The 4,880-nt window shown below is 58.9% G+C and carries 4 protein-coding genes; all 4 read right to left on the bottom strand.

Annotated features, from left to right (window positions below):
- Positions 1-212 precede the first annotated feature (212 nt).
- Entirely contained in the window at positions 213-2,618 is a 2,406-nt protein-coding gene (locus tag FN369_RS09595; RefSeq protein WP_142525924.1) for a glycosyltransferase, read from the bottom strand.
- Positions 2,605-3,357, bottom strand: a complete 753-nt coding sequence (locus tag FN369_RS09590; protein WP_142525923.1) for a DUF2334 domain-containing protein — start codon at positions 3,355-3,357, stop codon at positions 2,605-2,607. The genes FN369_RS09595 and FN369_RS09590 overlap by 14 nt, the downstream gene beginning before the upstream one ends.
- Entirely contained in the window at positions 3,354-4,070 is a 717-nt protein-coding gene (locus FN369_RS09585) for a GNAT family acetyltransferase (protein WP_142525922.1), read from the bottom strand. The genes FN369_RS09590 and FN369_RS09585 overlap by 4 nt, the downstream gene beginning before the upstream one ends.
- Positions 4,071-4,096: 26 nt before the next feature.
- A partial coding sequence (locus FN369_RS09580; RefSeq protein ID WP_142525921.1) for a glycosyltransferase occupies positions 4,097-4,880 on the bottom strand: 784 nt, incomplete at its 5' end.

Below are 4,880 nucleotides of genomic sequence, written 5' to 3'. Positions count from 1 at the left end.
GGCCGGCCGCCGAACCTTCTCTCCCACAGCCGGCAAAGGGATCGTTTTGCCTGGCCGTCGCTCGGTTACCCATCCATGCGGCGACTCAACGGAGGGCTTCCGAAAAGACCGCACCTAACGGCTTTCCGCTGGAGCTCCAGGAACAACCCACTCCCGCGAAGCGGGCGAGCCCGCTGGAAAAGCCGCAGAAGAAAGTTTGCGAGAACTGCCGGTCAAACAGGAGAGCCGATCGATTCCCAGAATCGAGCGAAGGCACGCTCCCAATTCCAAGCACGCCGAATCGCTTCCGCCTCCCTCTCCCGTTCTGCGCGGGACGGAGGCGCGATCAAGAAATGGGCAATCGCATCGGCCCATTCTTCCCGGGAGCCGGCGCGGCAAGCGCGTCCCATCCCGAATTGCCCCAAAAGCTCCGGCGGACCGCCCGCGTCGGACACGACGACGGGTACGCCGGAAGCCATCGCTTCGAGGACCGCGTTGCCGAAAGTGTCGGTCGTGCTCGGAAAGAGAAAGACATCCGCCGAGGCATAAGCCTCGCTCAACTCTCGGCCCGTCAGAACTCCGGTAAAGAGTGCCTCCGGCAGAATCTGTTTCAATTCCGGAAGGTAGGGGCCATCCCCGACGAAAGCCAGAGTGAATTGAAACCCACGACTTCGCAAAAGCTCGGACACCGTCGGCAAAAAGCCCAACTCTTTTTCCTTCGAAATCCGACCGACGTAGAGGAGCACTGGAGCTGTCGCCCCTCTTCGCTTCCAAAAATCGGCTCGCCGAAACGACGGATGGAATGCTTGCACCTCGATGCCGCGGGGAAGAATCGCCAATTTTTCCTCGGGGAGGCCCCGTTTTCTCCAGGAGCGTAGGTAGGCGGAGGAGTTTACATAGGTCTTGGCCATCTGGCCGTAAAACCAGTCCATGTAGCTCCACGCGAGTCCCTCCATCCACGGATCCTGGCTGAGAAAGCGCGTGTACTGCGGGAAGTCGGTGTGGTAGATACCGACCGTCCGCAGCCCAAGGACCTTTCCGATCGCCAGTGCGGACAGCCCCACCGGTCCGGGTGTACTGACGATCAACTCAGTAAATCGTTCCTTGTGTACGAATTCCAAAAGATCAAAAAAGGGAGGAAAGGAGAGCTTCTGAAGCTCGTATTCCGGAATGGCAAACTCGCCGATCGGAGGAAAGTTCCGAAACAGGGTCCCGTCGACTCTCGGATTGGTTCGCGAAGTGACCACGGTCAAATCGACCCCGGCTTCCGAGGCGGCACGGGCCATTGCCTGGATCGTTCGCGTCACCCCGTTGACCTCGTCGAGGGTATCGGTGAACCAAGCGCGCTTGCAGGCAAGTATCTCGGGCGGCGGCGTTGCAAGGTAGCGGCGGCTCAGATCGCGGAGAAATCCACGATCAAGGCATTGGCGTCGAAAGGCTAGCAGATGGGGAGCCGCCGCAGCGGTCACGGGGAGGAGACCGGCCAGAGATTGGAACGCCTCCAGAACGCTCCCTCGTCCGAGTTGCGCGACGGCACCCCGAACGAGCCGATAGACCAATTGATTCACTAGGTACGAAGCAACTCGGAAGGATGCATCCGCCGGTACTGAGGCTCGGAGGATGATCCGATCGATTTCCTCCCGCACTTCGGCGTTCGTGAAGAATTCGGCAAAGGATCGCACGAGCGTTCCTTCTCCGGGCTTGAGTAATTCGAACACTTGCCCGCTCCGAACCGCTTCGGCCAAATGGCCGATCCTTTCCCCGAAGGAAAAGGCCGTCGGATTTTTCCCGGAGACGAAGCGCTCGGCGATCTTTTGCACCAGAGCTGCGGCCAGCGGAGCCGACTGCCGAAGACGCTCTTGAGCATATTGAAGCCCCAGATTGTAAAAAGCCAGGGAGACACGAGCGGGATCGCCCGGCTCTCCGCCGCCGGTTTTTCCCTCTCCGGAAAAGAGCCGGCGGAAAAAACCGTCGATGCTCCCGTCGTCATCGACTTCCGTCCAAAGGGATCCGAGGGAAAGGCCGCCATGGTCGTTCGAACCCGCGACGAAAATCTTTCGATGGCATTCGCTGTCGAAGGGGACAATCCCTTGTCGTTGCGCCATCTCGCGGATTCTCTCCGGCGTCAACGCCAGTAAGCAGAGGCGCGCGATCTCCTGCGGCAATCCAGGCCGACTGCCGTCCGCCGTCTCAAAGGCACGGAAAAGGAGAATCAGCTTCTCGAAATGATCCGGAGAAAACTTTCCGTTGAGATTTTCCAACGGATGAGCGACTGCATGAGGGATGCTTTTTGCGCGAAGGAAGGCCGCCAACTCTTCGATGCTCGGCGCCAACTCCTGAATGCAGGAATGGTCCGCCTCCCGAATATTCCAAACGAGCAGGTGAATCTCGCATCCGTCGGGAAAAAATGTCGTCACCTCCTCGCTTACAAAGACATCGGGATGCCGCTCCCGCATTTCCAGGCAGCCGTCGATTCGATCGTGATCGGTGATCGTCTTCCAAGTCATGCCCGCTTCGGAGAGCTTCCGATAGAGTTCTTCCGTGTCGGTGTAGCTTTGTCGGCAACCAATCCGCCGCAGGACCCATTCCGCGGGTCGGTCGGAATAGCGAGAATGAAGGTGAAGATCAACTCGAGACATACCGAAGATAGGTGAAAGGCCGACTTCCTCGATCGAGACGCTGCTTGACGACCCGCTCGATCTGCGCGCGAATCCGAGGATAGACAAAATCGGAGGGGTGCAGGCTCACACGGACGACTCCGTCGACAGTCGTATGGGAGAGCAGGCGATTCCAGGCGAGGGACGTTGTCCTCCGCCAAGCTGCTCGGCTGCTCCAGCAATAGGTTCGTCCGGCGATCCATCGCTCGACCGGGCGAAGCGCGAGAATCCCATCGATCCGTGTCGTGTACCGGAATCCCTCCCTCGCCAGCAATTGCGGTAGTCGATCCGCCATCAGCCAGCCCGGGGCCACAAACCCTTCGGCAGGCCAGCCCTGCGCCGCGAAAAGCCGCCGGGCCGAACGAAGGCGCTCCTCGGCAACATCGTCCGAAAGGTCGAAAAATTCCGCTTCCCGGCAGGTATAGATCTCCGTCCAGAACCAGTCGCGCAATCCTCCCGCCGGTTCCTTACGCGCGTGAAAGTAGCCGTGGAGCACCGCTTCGTCCCCCTCTTTTCTCTGGAGATCGATCCATCGGCAGAACTCTGCATCTTCGCAAAAAAGCGACCCGTAGTGATAGGCGGGAACAACGAGCAGGCTCGCCTCGTTCACTCCCCATTCGCGCAGCTGCTCTCGCTGGCGGGCCACCAGCGGAAGCGACGCCGGGTGCACGTCATGGAGAGAGACGATCAGAGCCGGCCGCTCCTTCTCTTTCTCTTTCATTCGTCGGAAAGCGAGTGAGAGCCGTAAAGCCGGGGGTTTTCCCGAAGGTCTTTCACCACCGTGCAGAGATAGACCGATCCTGGAAAGCGGTCGGCATACTTGGTTACCTCGGCCCGGTCGATTACGCGAAACCCGTAGCGTTCGAACATCTTTTCGCCCCGGCGGCGATCGAAGACGACGATCTGACCGCAAACGGCCCTTTCTCCTTTTCGGACGAGATAGTCCAAAAACAAGTCGATCATCTGTCGAGTGCGAGAGACGCTGCGCCATGGGGCAAGAATGTTGAAATGAAAATGGGGCACGCTCGGAAGGCTCCTGGGGGTTTCCCGCCATCCCTTCCATAGCAACCAATGAAGATAGCGACGACTCGCGGGACGATAGAACGGATAGCGCATCAGCGCTCTCAGGAAGAGCCCCATGTTATGGAATGCATGGTACCGGAATTTGGCACGGAAGTTCCGGCAACCGGTCAGATAACCGACAATCCGCCCTTCCGCCTCGCAAACGAGCGTCGATTCCGGCTCTTTGTCCGTGTAGTAGGAAGTCAGATAGTCGGCAAAGAGCTCACGGTCTTCGAACACCGGATCGATGGGAGATCCCAAGAAGCCGGTATCCGCACACACGCGACGAACGCCTTCCCGATCCTCCGCTCGATAAAAGCGGATTGTTACGGCTCCCCTAACCGTATCCTTTTCTCCAGGGGGAAGTCCCATCTCTCTTCCTATGCTCCGCCCGCGGGCTATTCCGCCTGAGATGTCTCCAAGGGAAGCGCCGCGGGTTCTTCGGCCGAGTCGGGCTCTCCGATCGCCGACCGGTAGTAACGCCAGAGCTTTGCGAAGACATTTGGCCAATGATAGATTTCCCTCATTCGTTGCGAAGCGGAAATGCCGATCTGCCGCAAATCCTTATCCGCCGCATTCTCGATGGCTCCCGCCAACTCTTCCGGGCAATTTCGCGTCGCCCACAACTCCAGCCCCGCATGGATGTGCTCATCCATGTTAGTCCCCCGTATGCCGATGACCGGACAACCGCAGGCCTGGCTTTCGACGGCAACCAAACCGAATGTTTCCACGATTCCGGGGTGAACGAAAAGATCCGCCGCTCGATAACACCTTCGCAGCTCCGTCTTCTGCTCGATGTACGGCCGCCAGATCACAGCATCTGTTTCCGCCTGTAAGCGTTGCACCTGTTTCCGCAGCGGCCCGTCGCCGACTACCAAAAGCCGATAATCGCGCCGGCGCGAGGCGCGAAGGACTCGGAAGGCATGAAGCAAAACCGAAATGTTTTTTTCCCGGGAAAGTCGCCCAACGTAAAGCAGCAGAAATGCCTGGTCAGGGATAGCAAGCTCTTCGCGCCATGCCCGATCCTCGGGACCGGGACAAAATGTCTCCGCATCCACTCCGAGCCGAATCGGAATGGTGTTGTTCAGTCCCCAGACCTCCAACAATTTCTGCAACATGCTGGAAGGGACGAATGTATAGTGGAAACGGGAATATAAGCGGATGATGTAGCGGCGGGCCGCC

Source organism: Methylacidimicrobium cyclopophantes, assembly GCF_902143385.2.
GTDB lineage: Bacteria > Verrucomicrobiota > Verrucomicrobiia > Methylacidiphilales > Methylacidiphilaceae > Methylacidimicrobium > Methylacidimicrobium cyclopophantes.
The sequence above is the reverse complement of the archived record's forward strand: the minus strand, read 5'-3'. Positions and strand labels throughout refer to the sequence as shown.

Excerpts from the sequence above, each read along its gene's own strand:
- FN369_RS09595 (WP_142525924.1), bottom strand. The coding sequence starts at position 2,618 with ATGTCTCGAGTTGATCTTCACCTTCATTCTCGCTATTCCGACCGACCC.
- FN369_RS09590 (WP_142525923.1), bottom strand. The coding sequence starts at position 3,357 with ATGAAAGAGAAAGAGAAGGAGCGGCCGGCTCTGATCGTCTCTCTCCAT.
- FN369_RS09585 (WP_142525922.1), bottom strand. The coding sequence starts at position 4,070 with ATGGGACTTCCCCCTGGAGAAAAGGATACGGTTAGGGGAGCCGTAACA.